The organism is Actinokineospora spheciospongiae, assembly GCF_000564855.1.
Classification (GTDB): domain Bacteria; phylum Actinomycetota; class Actinomycetes; order Mycobacteriales; family Pseudonocardiaceae; genus Actinokineospora; species Actinokineospora spheciospongiae.
In genome coordinates, this window is record NZ_AYXG01000106.1 from 1 (window position 1) to 17,274 (window position 17,274).

Genomic DNA, 17,274 nt, shown 5'->3' on the forward strand with positions numbered 1-17,274 from the left:
AGGGGCCGCCTCGGCGCGGCTATCGCGAACACGGGCTTTCGAAACACGGCCTAGGCCGACCCGGGGAACATTTCCTCCAGTCGGTCCAGCGTCGCCCGGATGCCCTTGAGGTTCTTGGCCGGGAACTTGGCCAGTTCGATGGCGAAGGTGGACTTGGCGGTCGACCAGTCGAAGGTCTCGGTGACCCTGGTGGTGCCGTCGCCGAGGTCTTCGAGCTGCCAGCGCCAGCGGTGGCCCATGAAGTGGCGCCAGGCGATGCGGCTGCCCTCCTCGTACTCCACCACCGTGTTCTGGATCTTGTACGGCAGGCCCATCTTCATGTCCATGCCGAACTTCGACCCCAGCGCCAGCCGCTGCGCCCCGGGGCGGGCGCCGGTGACCGTGCCGGAACCGTCGATCACCGGGTGCTGGGCGGGGTCGGCGAGGAGGGCGAAGATCACCTCGGGGGTTGTCGCGATGACCCGGGTGTCGGAGACCTGCTTGGCTGCCATGACCGGAGCCTAACCGCGATCCGGGTCCGGCCGGGATCGAGACCCGGTGGCTCGACGCGCACCGTCGACCGGGTGATCGCTCTCGCTGCTCGGGGCCGCTGGGCTGCCCGCACGTCGACTGCGGGGGGGTTCTCGCAGTGCCTGTACCACCAGGGTCTCCCGGACGTCCACAACGCCCGTCAACCTGGTCGAGCCGGCTCCCAGCCGCACCGAGGAGGAAAAGAGACCGATGGCGGACAACCGATTCACCACCCACGCGGAACTCTTCGACCTGAGCGGGAAGCGCGCCCTTGTCACCGGCGGCACCCGGGGCATCGGGATGATGGTGGCGCGCGGCCTGCTCCAGGCGGGTGCCCGCGTCGTCGTCAGCTCACGCAAGGCGGACGCGTGCGCGCAGGCGCAGCGCCTGCTGTCCGAGTTCGGCGACGTCCGCGCGATCCCCGCCGACCTGTCCAGGCACGACGAGTGCCTGCGCCTCGCCGATCTGGTCGGGGCCGACTCGGAACGCCTGGACATCCTCGTCAACAACGCGGGAGCGATGTGGCGCGAGCCGCTGGAGACGTTCCCGGACGAGGCTTGGGACGCGGTGCTCGACCTCAACCTCAAGTCGCCGTTCTGGCTGGTGCGGGCGCTGCTCCCGGCACTGCGCAGGGCGGGCACCGCCGATGATCCCGCGCGGGTCGTCAACGTCGGCAGCATCGCCGCCATCCACGTCGCCGATTCGCCCAACTACTCCTACGCCAGCAGCAAAGCGGCACTGCACCAACTCACCAGGGTGCTCGCCAGGGAGCTGGGCCCGCAGCACGTCACGGTGAACGCGGTGGCTCCAGGGGTGTTCCCCTCGCAGATGATGGCGGCCACGATCGATGCCGTCGGCGACACGATCGCGGCGAAGGCCCCGCTGCGCAGGCTCGGCCGCGACGACGACATGGCGGGTGTCGCCGTGTTCCTCGCCAGCCGGGCCGGGGCCTACCTCACGGGCAGCATCGTCCCGGTGGACGGCGGCATCGCCACGACCGCGTCGGGCACCTAGCGGGCGTCGGGGTACCCGCAGTGCCTCCCTCGGACCGCGGGGCGGGCTTACGGTGAGGGGGTGGCCACGACGGATCTGCGCACCGACATCCGGGAGTTCCTCAGCTCGCGTCGCGCCCGCATCGCACCCGAGCGGGCGGGCCTGCCCGCCTACGGCGGCAATCGCCGGGTCAAGGGTCTGCGCCGCGAGGAGGTGGCGCTGCTGGCGGGGGTGTCGGTCGACTACTACGTGCGCATGGAGCGCGGCAGCCTCGCCGGTGCCTCCGACGGCGTGCTCGACGCGCTGGCCTCCGCCTTGCAGCTCGACGAGGCCGAGCGCGACCACCTGTTCCACCTCGCGCGGCAGTCCAGGGCGCCCGGCGGTCCACGCCGACGGCGACCCGCCGTGACGGTGCGTCCGGCGCTCCGACGGGTGCTCGACGCCATCACCGATGCCCCGGCGTGGATCTGCAACGGCCGTTATGACGTCCTGGCCACGAACCACCTCGCCCGCGCGCTGTATTCACCCGTGCTGGCTGGCACGCGACGGCCCGCGAACACCGCGCGGTTCGTGTACCTGGACCCGGGAGCGGCGAGGGCGTTCTTCGTCGACCACGACCGGATCGCCTGCGATGTGGCCGCGAAGCTGCGCATGGAGGCCGGCCGCGACCCGCACGACGAGGAGCTGATCGCCCTGGTCGGTGAGTTGTCGACGCGCAGTGAGCTGTTCCGGCAGCGGTGGGCGTCCCAGGACGTTCGGCTCCACCGGTCCGGGCGCAAGCGCGTGCACCACCCGGTGGTGGGCAGGCTCGACCTGGACGTCGAGTCGATGGAGCTGTCCGCCGAACCCGGCCTGCTCCTGAACGTCTACACCGCACCCGTGGACACGCCGACCGCTGACAACCTGGCGCTCCTGGCGTCGTGGGCGGCCACCCGAGAGGCACCGGCGACCGAGCGCGAAGCGCACAACGGGTAGTCCACCCCCGGCCCGGCGGCACCGGGCAGCGAGAGCGATCACCCGGTCGAGCTGCTAGCTGGCCAGCAGGAACACGAACCCGATGATCAGGATCGGGGCCAGCGCCCACCAGGTGGAGGTGACCGCCACGACCGCGACCACCCCGACGACGCCCACGCCCAGGAAGGCCAGCACGATCTTGCGGGTCCGCTCCGGGTCCGCGCGTTCCAGCAGCGGGTTGTGCTCGGGCTCGACCACGGCCACCTCGGCCCGCGCGGGGTTGTCGAGGACCGGGTGCGGGGCGGGCAGGTCGTCGAAGAGGTCCAGCAGGTCGGCGCGGGTCCGGGCGCCCGCGGCGGCCCCGCAGCGGGTCGAGTACTCGCCGACCTCCAGGCGCCCCTCGGCGAGGTGCACGCCCAACGCCTCCACCGCCCGCTCGCGGTCCGTGGTGCCGACCCGGAGTCGAGCCTCACGCCCTGTCCCCATGGTGCTCACTCTACGCAGGACACCCGGGTTGTGGTGAGTACCTATCCTGCGGTGGTGAGCACCTACGACGTGGCCCGCGTGCGGTCCCGGTTCCCCGCCCTGGCCGGTGGCACGGCCCACTTCGACGGACCGGGTGGGTCGCAGGTCCCGCTGGAGGTGGCCGACGCGGTGCACGCGGCCATGGTCGCCGGGCTGACCAACCGGGGTTCGGTGACCGCCGCCGAGCTGCGCGTGGAGGCCGTCGTGAGCGCCGCCCGCCGGGCGGTGGCCGACCTGCTCGCGGTGGACCCGGTGGGGGTCGTGTTCGGCCGCAGCATGACCCAGCTCACCTACGACCTGTCCCGCGTGCTGGCGAAGTCCTGGGGGCCGGGGGACGAGGTGGTGGTGACCCGGCTCGACCACGATTCCAACATCCGCCCGTGGGTGCAGGCGGCGGGCGCGGTCGGCGCGACCGTGCGCCGGGTCGACTTCGACCCGGCGACCGGCGAACTGCCCACCTCCGCCGTGGAGGCGGTGCTCTCCCCGCGCACCCGGCTGGTGGCGGTGACGGCGGCGTCGAACCTGCTGGGCACCCGACCCGACGTCCCCGCGATCGCCGAGGCCGTGCACGCGGCCGGGGCGCTGCTGTTCGTCGACGGGGTGCACCACACACCGCACGCCCTGGTGGACGTCGGCGCGATGGGCGCGGACTTCCACGCGTGCTCGCCGTACAAGTTCCTCGGCCCGCACCTGGGGGTGCTGGCCGCCGCGCCCGCGCTGCTGGAGACGCTGCGGCCGGACAAGCTGCTGCCGTCGTCGGACGCGGTGCCGGAGCGGTTCGAGCTGGGCACGCTGCCGTACGAGGCGCTGGCGGGCACCACCGCCGCGGTGGACTTCCTGGCCGGTCTGGTGCCGGGCGCGGGGACCCGGCGGGAGCGGCTGGCGGTCTCGATGGCGGCTGTGGACGCGCACGAGACCGCCCTGCGCGACCGCCTGGAGGCCGGTCTGCGCGCCCTGCCCGGGATCACGCTGCACGGCACCGCCGCGCGGCGCACGCCCACGGTCCTGTTCAGCGTCGCGGGAAAGGCGCCGCGCGAAGTGAGCGAGCTGCTGGCCGCGGTCGGGGTGAACGCGCCCTCGGGCAACTTCTACGCGCTGGAGTGCGCGCGGCACCTCGGGCTCGGGGACGCGGGCGCCGTCCGCGCGGGCATCGCCCCGTACACCGACGAGTCCGATGTGGACCGACTGCTGGCCGCCCTGGCATAGCACCCAGGCCCGTCCGGGACGCGTGTCCCGGGCGGGCCTGGGTGTGACCCGCTCCCGGTCAGCCGGTGGTCAGCGAGAGCCCGTAGGCGCTCAGGATCTCGTTGACGGGTTGGAAGTACGTGGTGCCCCCGTAGGTGCAGTCACCGGAACCGCCCGAGGTGACGCCCTGGGCCTGGCTGCCGCTGACCCACGAGCCGCCCGAGTCGCCCGGCTCGGCGCAGGCGTTGGTCCGGGTGAGGCCGCTGACGGTGCCCTCGGGGTAGTTCACCGTCTGGTCGGTGGCCTGGATGGTGCCGCAGTGCCAGCCGGTGGTGGAACCCGAGCGGCACACGCTCTCGCCAACGCCCGCCACCGACGAGCCGGTCACGGTGACGTTGCCGTTGCCGTACCCGTTCACCGTCGGGGACCCGCTCCAGGAGGAGTTCGTGCGCACCCAGGAGTAGTCGCTGCCCGGGAACGACGAGCCCTGGAAGGTGCCCATCGCCGAGTCGTCGTCGCCGGTGACGCTGTCGCCGGAGGAGCCGCAGTGCCCCGCCGAGACGAAGCCGCCGGACACCGAGAAGCCGACCGAGCAGCGCCCGGCGCCGTTGATGTAGTAGGCGTTCCCGCCGGTCACCGGGCCGCCGAGGGTGCGCGGCGCCGCGGTGGTCTCCTCGACCCGCACCGGGCCCGCGGCCTTGGCGCCGTCGACGAACGAGGTGACCTCGGCGCCCGACGCGCCCTTGATCACCGTGAGGACCACGGAGTTCGTGGTGGGGTCGACGAACCAGCCGGTGACGGCCTTCGGCGCCCCGGTGGCGGTGGCCTTCTCGTCGATCGCGGCCTTGGTGGCGTCCAGGGCGCGCGCGGTGTGCGCCACGACGGTGCTCCGGGCGCCGGTCGACTCGACCGCGCCCGCCAGGGCGGGGTCGGTCAGCGCCACCACGAGCGAACCCCGGTCGAACCAGGAACCGCCGAACGCGGCACCGGCGGCGGTCCGCGCGGCCGGGAGCAGGCCGCGGGCGGCGCTCTCCCGGGTGAGCCGCTGCTCGACCTGATCGGTGCTGAGGCCGAGGTCGCGTTGCAACGCCGGGACCAGTGCGCCAGGGGCGGCGCTCGCGGGTTGTCCGGCGGTGACCACGGCGGTGGCCGCCAACCCGACGAGACCCGCGACGCCGGCGAGACTTCTGCGCATGGGGACTTCCTCCTTGCTCGCAGGGACCGGGGCAGGCCCCGGGAAGCCGAATGGCGGTCCCCCGTTCAGCGGAACCCTCGCTGGGAGTAACCATCCGTTGGGGGGAACGCTAGATCGCGCTTGACCAGGTGGGGCACCCTACGAAAGTCGGTTCAGAAATTTTCCCACCGGATGATCAGCAAACGAGTAGGCGAATCCACTGACTGTCCATCGCTCGAACAGGCTCTTCAATTGACCTGTTCGGGTGAAGACCGCTAGTCGCGATGCCACTCCCGGTGATGAGCGTGTGGAGGTCGGGGGATGGGCATGGACGTCGTCGGGGGGTGGCCGCCGCCGGGCTGGATCATCACCTTCCACACCTGGGACCTGCACCGCGGCCGGGCCCGGTTCATCGGCATCGGCATGGTCGCGGGCCCGCCCCGGCGCGGACTGGGCCTGCCGCTGCGCCCGCTGGGCCCGGATGACGGGCCTGTCCCCGAGTGGGTGTCGCGGTCGGACATCATGGACGCGGTGCCGCCGCCGGAGTGACCGCGGCGGCCGGAGCGAAGCGGAGGTGGGGCGGGTGCCCCTGCACCCCCAGGTCCAGACCGTGTTGGCCGCCGCGCCGCCGCGCGAGGCCGTCACCGGCGAGTCCCTGCCCAGGCTGCGCGCGCTGCTGCGGGCGCAGGCGGGCGCGGTGTCCGGCCCGGGCACCGAGGTGGCCACCGTGACCGACGTGGACGCCGGGGGTGTGCCGGTGCGGCTGTACCTGCCCGGCGAGTCCGGTGAGTCCGGCGCCCCGGTCGTGGTCTACCTGCACGGCGGCGGCTGGGTCAACGGCGACCTCGACACCTACGACGCCGTGTGCCGCTACCTGGCCGCGCTGTCCGGTGCCGCCGTGGCCGCCGTCGGCTACCGGCTGGCCCCCGAGCACCCGTACCCGGCCGCGTTCGAGGACATCGACAACGCCGTGCTGTGGCTGCGCGGCAAGGGCGCCGCCGAGCACGGCCTCGACCCGCACCGCGTCGCCGTGGTCGGCGACTCCGCGGGCGGGCACCTCGCCGCCGTCACCGCCCGCCGCTGGCGCGACGTCGGAGCGGGCTTCACCAGCCAGGTCCTGGTCTACCCGGTGATCGACCCCACCGCCGACCGGTCCGCCGCCGCCGTCCCCGGCCTGCCCGAGGAGCTGCGCGCGGTGCAGGTCGCCGACGGCCGCTTCTGCTGGGACAGCTTCGCCCCCGAGGGCTTCGACCGCACCCACCCCGACCTGTCCCCGCTGGCCGCCGACCTGGCGGGCCTGCCGCCCGCGCTGGTCATCACCGCCGAGTACGACCTGCTGCGTCCGGAGGGCGAGGCGTACGCGCACGCCCTGGCCGAGGCGGGCGTGCCCACGGTGTCGGTCTGCTACCAGGGCCAGGCGCACGACTTCTTCCGCGGTCTGGTCCTGTTCGACGCCGCCCGCGCCGCCATCGCCCAGGTCGCGGCCACCCTCCGGGCGGAGCTGGCATGAGCGCCACCCTGGTGGCCAAGGGCCTCGCCGCGGGCCACGGCGACCGCGTGCTGTTCACCGGCCTTGACCTCGTCGTCGCCCCCGGCGACGTGATCGGCCTGGTGGGGGTCAACGGCGCGGGCAAGTCGACGCTGCTGCGCACCCTCGCCCGCCTGCTGCCCGCCGAGGAGGGCGAGGTCCGGCTGAGCCCGCAGGACGCCACCGTCGGCTACCTCCCGCAGGAACCCGACCGCCGCCCCGGCGAGACCGTGGCCGCCTTCCTGGCCCGCCGCACCGGCGTCGCCGAGGCCCAGCGGGTCATGGACGCCGCCGCCGAGGCCCTGGGCGCGGGCACCCCCGGCGCCGACGACGAGTACGCGGTGGCCCTGGAGCGCTGGCTGGCCCTCGGCGGCGCGGACCTGGATGACAGAGCCGAGGACGCCGCCACCGAGGTCGGCCTCGGCGTGCGCCTCGACCAGCAGATGGTCGCCCTCTCCGGCGGCCAGGCGGCCCGCGCGGGCATGCTGTCGCTGCTGCTGAGCCGCTACGACGTGTTCCTCCTCGACGAGCCCACCAACGACCTCGACCTCGACGGCCTGGCCCGCCTGGAGGCGTTCGTGTCCGGCCTGCGCGCGGGCGCGGTGGTCGTCAGCCACGACCGCGAATTCCTCGCCCGCACCGTCACCGGGGTGCTGGAACTGGACCTCGCCCAACAGCAGATCCGCGAGTTCGGCGGCGGCTACCAGGCCTACCTCGACGAGCGCGAGGTGGCCCGCAGGCACGCCCGCGAGCGGTACGAGGAGTACGCGGGCACGGTGGCCAACCTGGAGGCGCGCGCCCGCACCCAGCGCAACTGGATGGAGAAGGGCGTCCGCAACGCCCGGCGCAAGGCCCCCGACAACGACAAGATCGGCAAGCGCCTGCGCGCGGAGTCCAGCGAGAAGCAGGCCGCCAAGGCCCGCCAGACCGACCGCATGATCGAACGCCTGGAGGTGGTCGAGGAGCCGCGCAAGGAGTGGGAGCTGCGGATGGAGATCGCCGCCGCCCCCCGCACCGGCGCGGTCGTCGCCGCCCTCCGCGAAGCCGTCGTCCGCCGGGGCACGTTCACCCTGGGCCCGGTCAGCCTGGAGATCGGCTGGGCGGACCGGGTCGCCATCACCGGCGCCAACGGAGCGGGCAAGTCCACCCTCCTCGCCGCCCTGCTCGGCCGCGCGGAGTTGGCGGAGGGCGAGTCCCACCAGGGCCCCGGCGTCAAGGTCGGCGAGGTCGACCAGGCCAGGGCCCTCTTCCTCGGCGAAGAACGCCTCCTCGACGCCTTCGGCCGCCACGTCCCCGACTGGGAAACCGCCGACCTGCGCACCCTCCTGGCCAAGTTCGGCCTCCGCGCCGACCACGTCCTGCGCCCCGCCGCCACCCTCTCCCCGGGCGAACGCACCAGGGCGGCACTGGCCCTGCTGCAATCACGCGGGGTCAACCTGCTGGTCCTCGACGAACCCACCAACCACCTGGACCTCCCCGCCATCGAACAACTGGAGAGCGCCCTGTCCACCTACCCCGGCACCCTCCTGCTGGTGACCCACGACCGCCGGATGCTCGACGCGGTCTCGGTCAACCGCAGGGTGGAGGTCGCGGGAGGAACCGTCCGCGAACGGGACTGACCCCACAGCCCGGCGGCACCACCGGAATGAGGGATCGCCACCGAGCAGTGGGATCTCCCACCTCGGGGGCCGCGCCGTTAGACCGTACGGGCGTTCACCGGGCGCGGGGCGGACATCGTGGACGGGACTGTCCACGAAAGCGACCGGCTCGGCTTCCCCGCTCGCCACCCGGAAGAAAAGGAATCCTCGACACCGCAGGGGAACCTGCGCGAGCATCCGATCGGGACAGTGCGGGATCGCGCCGGGGTGAGGGATCGGGCACGCACGGTGGCCGGCGGGAAAGCGACCCTACCCGAAAGTAGGAACTCCGCGTCGTTTTACCGCTAGCGGCGCATTGGTGGCGACCATCATCCTCTACCGGGTGCATGAGGATTTTGATCGCTGCGTGCGTGCCGTTCGTTCCAAGGACGCGCGTTTCGACGGCTGGTTCTACACCGCGGTGCGGACGACCCGGATCTACTGCCGGCCCAGCTGCCCCAGTATGCCGCCCAAGGCGGAGAACATGACGTTCTTCCCCAGTGCCGCCGCGGCGCAGAGCGCGGGTTTCCGCGCCTGCAAGCGGTGTCGGCCGGACGCCAGTCCCGGTTCGCCGGAGTGGAACGAGCGCGCCGACCTCGCCGCCCGGGCCATGCGGTTGATCGCCGACGGGGTGGTGGACCGGGCGGGGGTGCCGGGGTTGGCCGCGCGGCTTGGCTACAGCGTGCGCCAGGTGGAGCGGCAGTTGCTGGCCGAGTTCGGCGCCGGTCCGCTGGCGCTGGCCCGCGCCCAGCGCGCGCAGACGGCCCGGCTGCTGATCGAGACGACCGCGCTGCCGATGAGCGAGGTGGCCGCCGCGGCGGGGTTCGGCAGCATCCGCACCTTCAACGACACCGTGCGCGAGGTGTTCGCGCTGCCGCCCACCGAGCTGCGGCTGCGGGCGGGCAGGCAGGTCGCCAGCCCGGGGGTGATCTCGCTGCGGCTGCCGTTCCGCGAACCGCTGTGCCCGGACAACCTGTTCGGCCACCTCGCCGCCACCGCCGTGCCCGGGGTTGAGGAGTTCCGCGACGGCGCCTACCGGCGGACGCTGCGGCTGCCGCACGGCAGCGGGGTGGCCACCCTGCGCCCCACCGCCGACCACATCGCCTGCCAGTTGGCGCTGACCGACCTGCGCGACCTGTCCCGGGCGATCAGCCGGTGCCGCAGGCTGCTCGACCTCGACGCCGACCCGGTGGCCGTGGACGACCTGCTCGCCGCCGACCCGGTGCTGGCCCCGCACGTGCGCCGCGAACCCGGCAGGCGGGTGCCGCGCACCGTCGACGGTGCCGAGCTCGCCGTGCGCACGGTGGTCGGGCAGCAGATGTCCACCGCCGCCGCGCGCACGCACATCGCCCGGCTGGTTGCCGAGCACGGCGACCCGGTGGCCGACGCCGGTGGCGGGCTGACCCACCTGTTCCCGCTCCCGGCGACCCTGGCCGCCCTGGACCCGGACCGCTTCGGGCTGCCCCGCGGGCGCCGGGAGTCGCTGGTCGCGCTGGTCTCCGCACTGGCGGGCGGGGCGATCGACCTGGGGGTGGGCGCCGACCGGGAACGCGCCAGGGCCCGGCTGGCGGTGCTGCCCGGTTTCGGCCGGTGGACCGTGGAGACCATCGCCATGCGCGCCCTGGGCGACCCGGACGCGTTCCTCGCCTGCGACATCGGGGTCCGCGCCGCCGCCCGCACCCTCGGGCTGCCGTTCACCCCGGCCACCCTGGCCGCGCACGCCGCCGCCTGGCGGCCGTGGCGGGCCTACGCCGTGCAATACCTGTGGTCTGTCAACGAACTCCAGGTGAACAACCAGCCCGCCTGAGCTTTTCCCGGGACGGGTCCGACCGGCAGGACAGTCTGGTTCGGACAGTCATCCGATGGTCCCACCACAGGGGTGTTCCCGGTGTGGCGCCCGATCAGAGCCTGCGGACGAGGTCTCCCTCCAGCACACCCCGGGTGTCGAGCACCGGCTGCCGGGTCAGCACGGCCAGGTCGAGGCAGCGGTGGTCCTGCAACAGCACGACCAGGTCGACCGGCGCGTCCAGCGCGGGTTCGACGGGCACCGGTTCGCCGTCCACGGCGAAGACCGGCGCGTGCGGGTCGTGGTAGGCCACCGAGGCGCCCAGCGCCCGCAGCGCCCGCACCACCCCGACGGCGGGCGAGTGGCGCAGGTCCGGCACGTCCGGTTTGTAGGTCACCCCCACCAGCAGCACGCGCGCCCCGGGCAGCGGCACCCCCGCCGCCGCCAGCAGGTCCTTCGCCCGGCGGGCCACGTACCCCGGCATCCCCGCGTTGACCTCCTGCGCGGTGCTCACCATCGAGCACGGCAGCCCCTCGGCGCGCGCCCGCGCGGCCAGGTAGCGCGGGTCCACCGGGATGCAGTGCCCACCCACCCCCGGGCCGGGCCGGAACGGCTCGAAGCCGAACGGCTTGGTCCCCGCGCAGCGCAGCACGTCCCACACGTCGATGCCCAACCGCTCGCAGAACACCGCGAGTTCGTTGACCAGCGCGATGTTGACCAGCCGGTAGCTGTTCTCCAGCAGCTTCGACGTCTCCGCCTCGCGCATCCCGGCGGCGGTCACCACGGTGTCCACCAGTTGCTCGTAGAAGGCCGCGCACCGCTTGGCGCACAACGGGGTCAGGCCGCTGACCACCTTCGGGGTGTTGCGCAGCCCGAACCGGCCGTTGCCCGGATCGACCCGCTCGGGGGAGTAGGCCAGGTTGAAGTCGATCCCGGGCACCAGGCCGCGCGCCGCCAGCAGCGGTTGCAGGACCTCCTCGGTGGTGCCCGGGTAGCTGGTGGACTCCAGCACCACCAGCGTGTCCGGGCGCAGGTGCTCACCCACCGAGCGGCCCGCGCCGATGACCGCGCGCAGGTCCGGCTCGCCGTCGACCAGACCGGTCGGCACGCAGATGACGACCGTGTCGGCGGCGGCGACGGCGGAGAACCCGGTGGTCGCGGTGAAGCGCTCCGGGGCCAGGACGGCCGGGTCGACGCCGGGCACCGGGCACCGCCCGACCCGCAACGCCTCCACCACCGCCGCGTCGGTGTCGACGCCCACGACGGTCAACCCCGCCGCGCAGGCGCGCGCCGCCAACGGCAGCCCCACGTACCCCAATCCGACGACCACCAGGTCCACGGCCACCTTCGGTGCTTCCCTCCGCTCGGTCTGGAACCGGTTGTCAGGCCTTGGAACCGTGCTGGGAGACGACCACCCGGTCCGGCGAGCCCCCGGCCGCGGGGGCGGCGGGCGGGCAGGCGGCGGCAGCGCTCGGCACGACTGCGCGGAGGTGCGGCATGGACTTCCTTCCCCGGCGGGAACAACTGGTGCGGCCATTCTCGTCTTCATTCTCCGAACACCGCAGTCGCTGACCCGGGTAGGACCCGTCACACCATTGATAGGTCTCCGGTCACCCTCCGCACATGCAGGAATTGTTCCCTTTCCCGCATGTATCGTCGCAGCTCAGGGCATGTGCGACTGGATCGGAAGTGCACCCGAAAAGGGGGTGTGAGACGTGCGCCGAATGTCGGGAACGTTGCTAGTGTCGATTTCCGGGGCGCGGGTCGCCCCGGACTTTCCACTGACTGCGAAGGAGCACGGTCGTGACCGCAAGTGTCCAGGACAGCAGGTTGAAGCGTCGTTTCCAGCTCTGGGACGCCAACGGCGACGGGACCATCGACCGGACCGACTACGAGACCGAGGCGCGGCGCCTGCTGCAGAACTTCGGCGAGCAGGAGGGTTCGCCCAAGGGGCGGAGGCTGTTCACGGCGTACCTGTCCATGTGGGACAAGCTGGCCGAGATGACCGGGGTCGGCCCGTACGGCGCGGTCACCGAGGAGCAGTTCATGCAGGCCGCCGACTCCGAGGTGGTCCGCGGCGGTGACGCGGGCTTCGACCGGAGCCTGCGCCCGACCATCGAGGCCATCGTCGACCTGTGCGACACCGACGGCGACGGCGAGGTCAACCCGCAGGAGTTCCAGCGCTGGCTCAAGGCGGTGGGTGTCGATGCCAAGCAGGCCGACACCACCTTCGAGCGCATCGACAACGACGGCAGCGGCCGCCTCACGGTGGAGGAGCTGGTCACCGCGGTCCGCGACTACCACCAGGGCAAGAACGACATCCCGCTGCTCGGCCGCTGACCCCGGCCCGAGAAAACTCCGAGCCGGGGTTCCCGGGGCCGTCGCACCACGGGTGACCGACCGGGTCGGGGTCGTCGCGGCGAGGCGCTCGGCTGGGACGTTCCAGCCGAGCGTTTTGCGCACCCGGGAACGATCGGTGTCCGTTGTGGACAGAGTGGGCAGTGGGCAGGGCGGTCAGCGGGTGAACCGGGAGCGGGCCTCGGCGAGCACGGCCCGGCCGAGGATGCCGGGGCGGCTCAGCGCCGAGGGGTGCGACCGCATGTTGACCACGTCGGTGAACTCCCGCGCCACCACGTCGTCGGTCCGCGCGGCCCGGCTGACCAGGCCGCTCACCGCGTGCAGGGCGCGCAGCCCGCGCGGCCGGTCCCCGGTCACGTGCGGCAGCCGGGTGTCCTCGATCGCCGCCACCTGCCACACCGCGTCCGCCAGCACCCGCAGCCGGGCGAAGAAGTCCGCGCTGTCGAGGTCCCCGCCCGCCCCCGCCCGCAGCCAGGCGTGCAGCGCGCCCGCGTGCAGCGCCGCCGACGGCACGCCCTGCCCGTAGACCGGGTTGCACGACACCACGGTGTCGCCCACCGCGACCAGCCCCGCCGGGAAGTCCTCGGCCAGGTGGAAGTCGCGCCGCAGGGCGTGCGGGAACCGGTGCACCGCGACGGGTCCGGCGGGCGCGCAGCGGCGCACCAGCTCGGCGAAGGCGGGCGCGGGCTCGCGCAGGCACCGCCGCCGGAACTCCGCCGGGTCCGCGGTCGGCCGGTCGGCGCCGTACCCGGAGATGCCGCAGACCCACCGGTCGGGCGCCACCGGCGCCAGCACCCCGACCCCCGGCGGGGCCCAGTCCACCGACCGGATCGAGTGGACCATGCCCAGGTCGTCCAGGCGCTGGTCGGGGGAGCGGTGGAACAGCGCGGTGGCGTACCCGAGGTCGAGGTTCAGCCGCCGCTTCGGCGGCGGCCGGTGCCCGATCCCGCGCAGCCACTCGCCGATCCGGGTCCCCCGCCCGCTGGCGTCCACGACCAGGTCGACCCCGGTGATCTCGCGCCCACTGGCCAACCGCACCCCGTGCACCCGGCCCGCGTCCGCGAGCAGCCCCACCACCCGCTCCCGGAACAGCCGGACCCCCGGCCGGGGCAGCACCTCCCGGCGCAGGTGCGATTCCAGCAGCCACCGCCGCACCGGCAGCGGCACCAGGCCCGGCGCGGGCGGCCGGGCCACGCCGTCGACCAGCATCCGGGCTTCCCCGGCGCCGCAGCGCACCGTGCCGTCGGCGGCCACCCGGTCGACGATCCCGGGGAACCACCCGTCCAGCAGCTCCTGGGCCATGGTGAGCAGCACGTGGAGTTGGTCGCCGTGGGCGATCCCGGTGCGCGGCCCGGCCCCGGCGGGCAACTCGTCCGCCTCGACCAGGTGGACGTCGTCGAACCACTCGTCGAGCACCCGCGCCGCCAGCAACCCGGCGACGCTCCCGCCCACCACCAGCGCCCGGCTCACGCGCACACCCCGGCGGACGGCGCGGTGCGGGTGGTGGGGCGTGGGTCGGGCATCGCAGTGGTCCTCTCCAGCTCTGCGGGCGCCGGACAGCCCACCGGTCCCCGGTTCACGCGCACACCCCCGAGGACGGCGCGGTGCGGGAGGAAGAGTCCCCGGTCGGTGCGGGGCGGTGCGGCTGGGGCATCGCGGTGGTCCTCTCCGGTTCTCCGGGGGCGGGGTCGGGCGCCGGGTGACCCCGGGTCACCCGAGCACCGTCGGCGGGGTCAGGTCGAGCGCGGCGGCGACCCGCTCCAGTTCCGCGTACAGCCCGTCGGCCAGGGGCACGCCCTCGGCCCGGGACCGGGCGCTGTGCACCGACTCGGGCAGGCCGGGGTAGGTCGCCCCGGCGTCGAGGACCGCGCCGAACACGCTGCCCGCGTCGGCGGCGAAACCGGTGCGCAGGGCGTCCGGGGCCAGGGCCAGTGCCAGGAAGCCGATGTCGTCGTCGGGACCGGTGCCCGCGGGCGGTCCCAGCCCGGCGCCGGGCAGCAGCGCGGCCAGCACCTCCACCGCCAGGCCCAGGCCGAAGCCCTTGTGCTCCGCCGGGCCGGGGGCGCCCAGCCAGGTCAGCCGGGCGGTGCCCGCGTCGAGCGCGGCCGGGTCGGTCACCGGGCCGTCCGCGTCCGCCAGCCAGCCGGGCGGCGCGGGCTCCCCGGCGCGGGCCGCCGCGCGGACCTTGCCGGTGGGGGCGGTGGTGGTGCTCATGTCCAGCAGGAACGGGGGGTGCTCACCGGCGGGGGCGGCCACCGCCAGCGGGTTCGTGCCCAGCAGCCGCGGTCCGCCGGTGGGCGCGGGGACGAGTTGCTGGTGGCCGCAGTTGGCCATGACCACGCCGATCATCCCCTGCCCGACCGCGCGCAGCGCGTGGTGCCCGGCGCAGCCGAAGTGCGTGCCGTTGCGCACCGACACCACCCCGACGCCGTAGTCGGCGGCGCGGATCGCGGCCAGTTCCACCGCCGCGCCCGCCAGCCACAGCCCCAGCCCGCGGTCGCCGTCGACCAGCACGGTGGCGCCCCGGTCGACCAGCCGCTCCGGTTTGGCGTCGGCCTTGGCCCGGCCGGACTCCAGCAGCGGCAGGTAGATCCGGGTCAGGTTGGCCACCCCGTGCGAGGCCATCCCGGTGAGGTCGCCGTGGCACAGCGCCTCCGCCGAGGCCCGCGCGTCCCCGGCGGGCAGGCCGTGCGCGGTGAACACGTCGGTGGTGAACGCCAGCAGCGCGTCGGCGTCGACCAGGGTCACGGCTCCGCCCGCCCGGAGGTCAGCGCCTGCAACGCGCTGCCCGCGCCCGCGTCGTCGTCGGCCAGCGTCAGCGCGCCCCGGTAGCCGTGCGCGGCGAGCAGCGCCAGCTCCGCCGCCAGCCGCGCCGACCCGACGTCGGCGACCCGCACGTGCGCGGTCCGCTCGGCGACGAAGGCGGTCAGCGGGCCCGCGCCGGTGGTGTGCAGCAGGCGCAGCGCGGGGGTGCCCGCCTCGGTGAGCAGGTGCCCGAGCCGGGCCTCGGCGCCGTCCGGCCAGCCCCCGGTGCTCGGGTGCAGCAGCACCAGGTCGGCCTGCTCGGCGCGCAGGGCCAGTTCGCGGAGCCTGCGCAGCACCCGGTACTCCCAGTCGTCGGCGTGCAGGCCGGTGTTGGTGGGCGAGCCGACGCGGACCTGCCGGGTGCCCAGGGCCGGGCAGCGTTCGGCCAGCACGCGCAGCTCCTCCAGGTCGGTGCCGAAGTCGTCGGTGATGGTGCCCGCGCCGATGGTCGAGTCGACGCACACGGTGACCAGGTCGCGCCGCTCGACGACCGCGGCCAGCTCGATGAACTCCTCCTCCGGCAGCGCCGCCACCGGGAAGCCCAGGTCGACCCCGCGCCAGCCGGGCCCGGCCGGGGGCGGTTCCGGGGTGGTCGCCAGGCGGGCGAGCAGGGTCACCGGGCGGCCCCGACCGGGACGCGGCCAGCCGCCAGCCGCTTGGCCCCGGCGAGCAGGGTGACGACCGCGGCGCCGGTGGCGGGCTCGTCGAGCATCGGGTTGGTGCCCTCGAAGTGCTGGTGGGCCCTGGCGATGAACGCGGTGAGCGAGTCGTCGCGGAACACCGAGTGCGACTGGGTGCCCCTGGTGCGCACCACGAGCTGCGAGTACTCGTCCGCCGCGCTCACCGGGTAGTGCCCGACCAGGGTGCCGTGCTCCAGCTCGACGGTGATCCGCCGCTCGCGCACCGGGGCGGTCAGGTCCGTGCGGATCTCCGTGCGCACCCCGGAGTCGTGCCGCAGCCGCAGCCACGCCCCGCCCAGGCCGGAGAACACGGCGTCGCCGAGCAGCATGTCGGTCAGGCCCGCGGCGGTCACCGCGGCCGGTCCGGCCAGCCGCAGCGCGACGGCGAGCGAGTGCGGCACCTCCACGTCGAACGCGCTGGGGTGCTCGTCGCCGGAGACGGTCCGGCCGAAGCGCGGCTTGCTCTGGGTGAACACGATCGAGCGCGGGGCGCCCAGTTCGCCGCCGCGCAGCACGGCGCGGACGCGCCGGGTCAGCTCGCTGCACCGCCACTGCGCCACCGGGACCAGGTCCAGGTCGGCCGCGGCGCGCAGCCGCAGGATCGCCGCCAGCTCCACCTCGTCGACCGCCAGCGGCTTCTCCACCACGATCCGCCGGAAGCCCAGGTCGGCCAGCTCGGTCAGCGGGCGCAGCCGCGCGTTCGGCGGGGTGCACAGGTGCACGGCGGTGCGCTCCGGGTCGACCAGCGCCGCCGCGTGCGCCAGGTTGGTGGCGACCAGCAGGTCCGGGGCCACCGGGACGACGACACCGGGGTCCACCACGACGATCGGGGGCCTGCCCAGGGCGCGGCCGCTGCCGTGGCCGAGCCTGCGCAGCACCGGCAGGTGCAGGCCGCCGCCCGCCCGACCGAGTCCGACCACGAGCGTGCCCAGCATCGGTGCGTGCCTCCAGCGGGGGTGTCGGGTTGCGCTTGGAAGGCTTGTCCCACCGGGCAGGCGTGTCAACGCGGGCCACTCGATCGTGTGGGTGAAATTCATGGTCGCCCGAGCGGTGGGCCGGGTGGATGTCAAAACGAACGGCGTCACACCACACGTCCGAGTGCTCTTTTGTTTCCCTTGCCGCGCAACGGATCAGCCGGG

16 protein-coding genes are annotated in these 17,274 nt (G+C 74.2%); 8 read left to right on the plus strand and 8 right to left on the minus strand.

The genetic code is table 11. The features are described 5' to 3' along the window. Positions 1-50: 50 nt before the first annotated feature. The gene (locus UO65_RS15345; RefSeq protein WP_035283127.1) at positions 51-491 is read right to left on the minus strand and encodes an SRPBCC family protein; all 441 of its coding nucleotides are present in this window, start codon (positions 489-491) and stop codon (positions 51-53) included. Positions 492-720: 229 nt separating this feature from the next. On the opposite strand from UO65_RS15345, the gene UO65_RS15350 reads away from it, so the two are divergent. Further along, positions 721-1,524 (plus strand): SDR family oxidoreductase, encoded by an 804-nt coding sequence (locus tag UO65_RS15350; RefSeq protein ID WP_035283129.1) that lies wholly within the window; start codon positions 721-723, stop codon positions 1,522-1,524. A 60-nt stretch (positions 1,525-1,584) separates the two neighbouring features. After that, the gene (locus UO65_RS15355) at positions 1,585-2,478 is read left to right on the plus strand and encodes a helix-turn-helix transcriptional regulator (RefSeq protein WP_035283131.1); all 894 of its coding nucleotides are present in this window, start codon (positions 1,585-1,587) and stop codon (positions 2,476-2,478) included. Positions 2,479-2,532: 54 nt separating this feature from the next. Here UO65_RS15355 and UO65_RS33370 read toward each other — a convergent pair whose 3' ends face one another. Further along, the gene (locus tag UO65_RS33370; RefSeq protein ID WP_063935947.1) at positions 2,533-2,943 is read right to left on the minus strand and encodes a DUF1707 SHOCT-like domain-containing protein; all 411 of its coding nucleotides are present in this window, start codon (positions 2,941-2,943) and stop codon (positions 2,533-2,535) included. A 54-nt stretch (positions 2,944-2,997) separates the two neighbouring features. On the opposite strand from UO65_RS33370, the gene UO65_RS15365 reads away from it, so the two are divergent. Continuing rightward, complete coding sequence (locus tag UO65_RS15365) at positions 2,998-4,188, plus strand: cysteine desulfurase-like protein (protein WP_035283157.1); 1,191 nt, start codon at positions 2,998-3,000, stop codon at positions 4,186-4,188. A 58-nt stretch (positions 4,189-4,246) separates the two neighbouring features. Here UO65_RS15365 and UO65_RS15370 read toward each other — a convergent pair whose 3' ends face one another. After that, entirely contained in the window at positions 4,247-5,362 is a 1,116-nt protein-coding gene (locus tag UO65_RS15370) for a S1 family peptidase (RefSeq protein WP_035283133.1), read from the minus strand. Positions 5,363-5,668: 306 nt separating this feature from the next. Here UO65_RS15370 and UO65_RS15375 point away from each other — a divergent pair, with 306 nt between their 5' ends. The 4 genes from UO65_RS15375 (at position 5,669) to UO65_RS15390 (ending at position 10,313) form a co-directional block, all read left to right on the plus strand. After that, positions 5,669-5,890 (plus strand): hypothetical protein, encoded by a 222-nt coding sequence (locus tag UO65_RS15375; protein WP_146241432.1) that lies wholly within the window; start codon positions 5,669-5,671, stop codon positions 5,888-5,890. Between the two features lie 34 nt (positions 5,891-5,924). After that, positions 5,925-6,851, plus strand: coding sequence for an alpha/beta hydrolase (locus UO65_RS15380; protein WP_035283137.1), 927 nt, complete (start codon positions 5,925-5,927; stop codon positions 6,849-6,851). Further along, positions 6,848-8,488, plus strand: coding sequence for an ABC-F family ATP-binding cassette domain-containing protein (locus tag UO65_RS15385; RefSeq protein ID WP_035283139.1), 1,641 nt, complete (start codon positions 6,848-6,850; stop codon positions 8,486-8,488). Before UO65_RS15380 ends, UO65_RS15385 begins: the two co-directional genes overlap by 4 nt. Positions 8,489-8,849: 361 nt before the next feature. Further along, positions 8,850-10,313 carry an AlkA N-terminal domain-containing protein gene (locus UO65_RS15390; RefSeq protein WP_035283158.1) on the plus strand — a complete coding sequence of 488 codons (1,464 nt, stop codon included), beginning with the start codon at positions 8,850-8,852 and terminating at the stop codon, positions 10,311-10,313. Between the two features lie 94 nt (positions 10,314-10,407). On the opposite strand, the gene UO65_RS15395 is transcribed toward UO65_RS15390, so the two are convergent. Further along, the gene (locus UO65_RS15395; RefSeq protein ID WP_035283140.1) at positions 10,408-11,637 is read right to left on the minus strand and encodes a nucleotide sugar dehydrogenase; all 1,230 of its coding nucleotides are present in this window, start codon (positions 11,635-11,637) and stop codon (positions 10,408-10,410) included. 458 nt (positions 11,638-12,095) lie between these two features. Here UO65_RS15395 and UO65_RS15400 point away from each other — a divergent pair, with 458 nt between their 5' ends. Continuing rightward, positions 12,096-12,632: an EF-hand domain-containing protein gene (locus UO65_RS15400; RefSeq protein ID WP_035283141.1), complete on the plus strand. Its 537-nt coding sequence runs from the start codon at positions 12,096-12,098 to the stop codon at positions 12,630-12,632. 174 nt (positions 12,633-12,806) lie between these two features. On the opposite strand, the gene UO65_RS15405 is transcribed toward UO65_RS15400, so the two are convergent. From UO65_RS15405 to UO65_RS15420, 4 genes are all read right to left on the minus strand, one after another. Continuing rightward, complete coding sequence (locus UO65_RS15405) at positions 12,807-14,120, minus strand: FAD-dependent oxidoreductase (RefSeq protein WP_035283142.1); 1,314 nt, start codon at positions 14,118-14,120, stop codon at positions 12,807-12,809. A gap of 240 nt (positions 14,121-14,360) precedes the next feature. Next, positions 14,361-15,398 (minus strand): Ldh family oxidoreductase, encoded by a 1,038-nt coding sequence (locus tag UO65_RS15410; protein ID WP_035283143.1) that lies wholly within the window; start codon positions 15,396-15,398, stop codon positions 14,361-14,363. Next, the gene (locus UO65_RS15415) at positions 15,395-16,072 is read right to left on the minus strand and encodes a hypothetical protein (RefSeq protein WP_052021217.1); all 678 of its coding nucleotides are present in this window, start codon (positions 16,070-16,072) and stop codon (positions 15,395-15,397) included. Before UO65_RS15415 ends, UO65_RS15410 begins: the two co-directional genes overlap by 4 nt. Then, a complete protein-coding gene (locus tag UO65_RS15420) occupies positions 16,069-17,070 on the minus strand; it encodes a Gfo/Idh/MocA family oxidoreductase (RefSeq protein ID WP_035283144.1) in 1,002 nt (333 codons plus the stop codon). The genes UO65_RS15415 and UO65_RS15420 overlap by 4 nt, the downstream gene beginning before the upstream one ends. Between the last annotated feature and the right edge of the window lie 204 nt (positions 17,071-17,274).

What these genes read in the sequence shown, in the direction of transcription:
- UO65_RS15345 (WP_035283127.1), bottom strand. Translation starts at nt 491, where the DNA reads ATGGCAGCCAAGCAGGTCTCCGACACCCGGGTCATCGCGACAACCCCC.
- UO65_RS15350 (WP_035283129.1), top strand. Translation starts at nt 721, where the DNA reads ATGGCGGACAACCGATTCACCACCCACGCGGAACTCTTCGACCTGAGC.
- UO65_RS33370 (WP_063935947.1), bottom strand. Translation starts at nt 2,943, where the DNA reads ATGGGGACAGGGCGTGAGGCTCGACTCCGGGTCGGCACCACGGACCGC.
- UO65_RS15370 (WP_035283133.1), bottom strand. Translation starts at nt 5,362, where the DNA reads ATGCGCAGAAGTCTCGCCGGCGTCGCGGGTCTCGTCGGGTTGGCGGCC.
- UO65_RS15375 (WP_146241432.1), top strand. Translation starts at nt 5,669, where the DNA reads ATGGACGTCGTCGGGGGGTGGCCGCCGCCGGGCTGGATCATCACCTTC.
- UO65_RS15385 (WP_035283139.1), top strand. Translation starts at nt 6,848, where the DNA reads ATGAGCGCCACCCTGGTGGCCAAGGGCCTCGCCGCGGGCCACGGCGAC.
- UO65_RS15420 (WP_035283144.1), bottom strand. Translation starts at nt 17,070, where the DNA reads ATGCTGGGCACGCTCGTGGTCGGACTCGGTCGGGCGGGCGGCGGCCTG.